We start from the raw sequence: 3,753 nt of genomic DNA, 5'->3' as shown, positions 1-3,753 counted from the left end.
GAAGTCACGGATGGGCATCCGCACCGTTCCCGCCATCGGGTTGAGGAACGTGCGGATGATCGGGATGAACCGCGCGAGCACGACCGCCCGCCGTGCGCCGAACTCGTTGAAGACCTCGCCGGTCCGCTCGACGTACTCGTGCTTGAACAGCCGGGAGTCCGGTCGCGCGAACAGTCGCGGGCCGGCGCGGCGGCCGATCTCGTAGCCGACCTGCGCGCCGAGGATGGCGCCGATCGGCGCGAGAACCAGCACGATCGGCAGCGACAGGCTCAGGTGCAGCGAGTTGCCCGACACCGTCGCGTATCCCGCGACGAACAGCAGCGAGTCGCCGGGCAGGAAGAACCCCAGCAGCAGGCCGGTCTCCGCGAAAAGCACGAGCGGCAATGCCGCCTCGCTGAGCACCCGAAGCAGGTGCTGGGGCGAGATGGACCCGAGGACGGAGGCATCGACCTGCACGACGGGCGAGGCTATCGGGGCGGCATACTCAAATCGTCGTCACAGCGTTAAGGAGTGCCGAAGATGCCCATCGCGAGCCCTGAGGTCTACGCCGAGATGCTGGACCGGGCCAAAGCCGGCGGCTTCGCCTATCCGGCCATCAACTGCACCTCGTCGCAGACCGTCAACGCGGCGCTGCGCGGGTTCGCCGAGGCGGAGAGCGACGGCATCGTGCAGATCTCGACCGGCGGGGCGGAGTTCCTCTCCGGCACGACGGTCAAGGACATGGTGCTGGGCGCGCAGGCGCTGGCGGAGTTCGCGCACCACGTCGCGAAGGCCTACGACGTCACGGTCGCGCTGCACACCGACCACTGCCCCAAGGACAAGCTCGACGGCTACATGCGGCCGCTGATCGCGATCTCCCAGGAACGGGTCGACGCCGGGCGTGAGCCGCTGTTCCAGTCGCACATGTGGGATGGCTCCGCGGTCCCGCTCGACGAGAACCTCCGGATCGCCGAGGACCTCCTCGAGAAGTGCGCCAAGGCACGCATCGTGATGGAGATGGAGATCGGCGTGGTCGGCGGCGAGGAGGACGGCGTCGCCAACGAGATCAACGAGAAGCTCTACACGACGCCGGAGGACGCGCTGCGTACGGCGCAGACGCTGGGCACCGGCGAGCGTGGGCGCTACATGCTGGCCGCGACCTTCGGCAACGTGCACGGCGTCTACAAGCCGGGCAACGTCAAGCTGCGCCCTGCCATCCTCAAGCAGATCCAGGACGCGGTCGGCGCCGAGGTCGGTCGTGAGCGGCCGTTCGACCTGGTCTTCCACGGTGGGTCCGGCTCGTTGCTCGAGGAGATCCGCGAGACGCTCGACTACGGCGTCGTGAAGATGAACGTCGATACCGACACGCAGTACGCCTTCACCCGGCCGATCGCCGCGCACATGTTCACGCACTACGACGGCGTGCTGAAGGTCGACGGAGAGGTCGGCGACAAGAAGACCTACGACCCGCGCTCCTACGGCAAGGCGGCCGAGACGTCGATGGCCGCGCGCGTCGTGCAAGCGTGCGAGGATCTGCGCTCCGCGGGCCAGCGGTTGACGTGACGCACGCGAACCTGCTGAGCGGGCCGCCGCCGACCCTTCTGCCGGACCAGCCGGAGCCGCGGGAGGCGCTCGCTCGGGGTGACGATCCGGCGCAGGTGGCCGCCCGCTGGCCGGCGCACTGTGCCGCGTGGGCGACGCTCGCGGAAGCGGCCTACGACCGCGGCGCTCACGTCGAGAGCTACGCCTACGCCCGCACCGGCTACCACCGAGGCCTCGACCAGCTGCGTCGCGCCGGGTGGAAGGGCCACGGTCCGGTGCCGTGGGAGCACGAACCCAACCGGGGTTTCCTGCGCGCGTTGGCCACGCTCGGCCGGGCTGCTGCGGCGATCGGCGAGGGCGACGAAGCCGCCCGCTGCCGCGACTTCCTGCGCGAGTCGACCGGCGGCGACGAGCTGCCCGCCTAGGGCTCGGGCGGCAGGTCGCGGCGCGGGCGGCGCAGCAGCGACGCACCCGGAAGGGACTGCAGCCGCATCGTGGTGTCGTCCGCGAACGCCATGATCCGCTCGGTCGAGGCCGCGATGGTCGCCACCTTCTGCTGGGTGTCGGTCAGGCCCTTGATGATCGGCGCGATGTCGTTGAGGCGGTCGATGGTGTCCGGCAGCTTCTCGACCGCCGGGTCGTTGAGCAGCGCGGCGGCCCGCCGCAGCGCCGGCCCCATCTCGCGCAGCGGCTCGTCGAGCTCGGTGAGCAGCTCGTCGGCGCGGTTGGCCACCCGGTGCACGGTCTCGATGGTTTCCCCGGCGTGCTCCACCGCGCGCGAGAGAGCGCGGATCGAGCGGTTGAGGGCGACGAGCGTGCCGGGCAGCGCAGCCAGTGCTTCGGTCTGCGCCTGCAGCAGCCGGAGGACGTCGGCGGGACCGGGCAAACGCGGCATGACCGCACCCTACGCGTGGTGACGTTGGCCGATCCGGCGCCCGCTCGGGTAATCTTCCTTCGCAAGAGGCCTGTCCGCTTGCCGCGGTGACAGGCCTTCGTCGTTCACTCCGGAGATCACACATGCCCGCAGTCGTGCTCGTCGGCGCCCAGTGGGGCGACGAGGGCAAGGGCAAGGCCACCGACCTGCTCGGTGTCGGGGTCAAGCGCAGCGGCGCGGAGGCCGCCCGCCCGAAGGTGGAGTACGTCGTCCGCTACCAGGGTGGCAACAACGCCGGCCACACCGTCGTGACGCCCGACGGCATCTCCTTCGCGCTGCACCTCATCCCCTCGGGCGTGCTCGCGCCCGAGGTCACGCCGGTCATCGGCAACGGTGTCGTCGTAGACCCGGGCGTGCTGATCGAGGAGATGCAAGGTCTGGAGGAGCGCGGCGTCTCCTGCGAGCGGCTGCGGATCTCGGCCGACGCGCACCTGATCATGCCGCACCACCGCGCCCTCGACCGGGTCACCGAGCGCTACTTGGGCGCCGCGAAGATCGGCACCACCGGGCGGGGCATCGGACCGGCGTACGGCGACAAGGTCGGCCGCATGGGCGTGCGCCTGCAGGACCTGTTCGACCCCGGGATCCTGCGCCAGAAGCTCGAACTCGTGCTGCGCGAGAAGAACCAGCTGCTCAGCAAGGTCTACAACCGCCGTGCCATCGACGTGGGGGCGGTGCTGGAGGAGTACGTCGGCTACGGCGAGCGGCTCGCCCGGCACGTGACCGACACCGGGCTGCTGCTCAACCGAGCCCTCGACGAGGGCCGGGTGGTCCTGCTCGAGGGTTCGCAGGGGACGCTCCTCGACGTCGACCACGGCAGCTATCCGTTCGTCACCTCGTCCAACCCGACGGCCGGCGGCGCGTGCTCGGGGTCCGGCATCGGCCCGACGAAGATCACCCGGGTCGTCGGCATCCTCAAGGCCTACACGACCCGGGTCGGCTCGGGGCCGTTCCCGACCGAGCTGCTCGACGACGACGGCGAGCGGCTGCGGAGCGTCGGTGGGGAGTTCGGCGTGACGACCGGCCGGTCGCGGCGCTGCGGCTGGTACGACGCGGTGATCGCCCGCTACGCCGCGCGGGTCAACGGCCTCACCGAGTTCTTCCTCACCAAGCTCGACGTGCTCGGCGCCTGGGACCGGGTCCCGGTGTGCGTGGGCTACGACATCGACGGCGTCCGGCACGACGAGATGCCGATGACGCAGTCGGAGTTCCACCACGCCCGCCCGGTGTACGAGTACTTCGACGGCTGGCAGGAGGACATCTCCGAGTGCAGCTCGTTCGACGCGCTCCCGAAGAAC

5 protein-coding genes are annotated in these 3,753 nt (G+C 70.4%); 3 read left to right on the top strand and 2 right to left on the bottom strand.

Translation table 11 applies throughout. From position 1 onward, the window contains the following. The coding region (locus tag VFJ21_08795) for a VTT domain-containing protein (GenBank protein HET7407210.1) at positions 1-456 on the bottom strand (456 nt) is incomplete at its 3' end. A 63-nt stretch (positions 457-519) separates the two neighbouring features. Between VFJ21_08795 and fbaA the strand changes: the two genes are divergently transcribed. Continuing rightward, complete coding sequence (fbaA, locus tag VFJ21_08790; protein ID HET7407209.1) at positions 520-1,542, top strand: class II fructose-bisphosphate aldolase; 1,023 nt, start codon at positions 520-522, stop codon at positions 1,540-1,542. Beyond that, the gene (locus VFJ21_08785; protein ID HET7407208.1) at positions 1,539-1,946 is read left to right on the top strand and encodes a DUF3151 domain-containing protein; all 408 of its coding nucleotides are present in this window, start codon (positions 1,539-1,541) and stop codon (positions 1,944-1,946) included. The genes fbaA and VFJ21_08785 overlap by 4 nt, the downstream gene beginning before the upstream one ends. Here VFJ21_08785 and VFJ21_08780 read toward each other — a convergent pair. Further along, a complete protein-coding gene (locus VFJ21_08780; protein ID HET7407207.1) occupies positions 1,943-2,416 on the bottom strand; it encodes a hypothetical protein in 474 nt (157 codons plus the stop codon). The genes VFJ21_08785 and VFJ21_08780 overlap by 4 nt on opposite strands. Before the next feature lie 122 nt (positions 2,417-2,538). Here VFJ21_08780 and VFJ21_08775 point away from each other — a divergent pair. Beyond that, a partial coding sequence (locus VFJ21_08775; GenBank protein ID HET7407206.1) for an adenylosuccinate synthase occupies positions 2,539-3,753 on the top strand: 1,215 nt, incomplete at its 3' end.

The sequence above is a fragment of the Mycobacteriales bacterium genome (assembly GCA_035690485.1).
GTDB lineage: Bacteria > Actinomycetota > Actinomycetes > JAFAQI01 > DASSKL01 > DASSKL01.
Note: the sequence above shows the minus strand (reverse complement) of the source record. Positions and strands in the feature narration are given on the sequence as shown.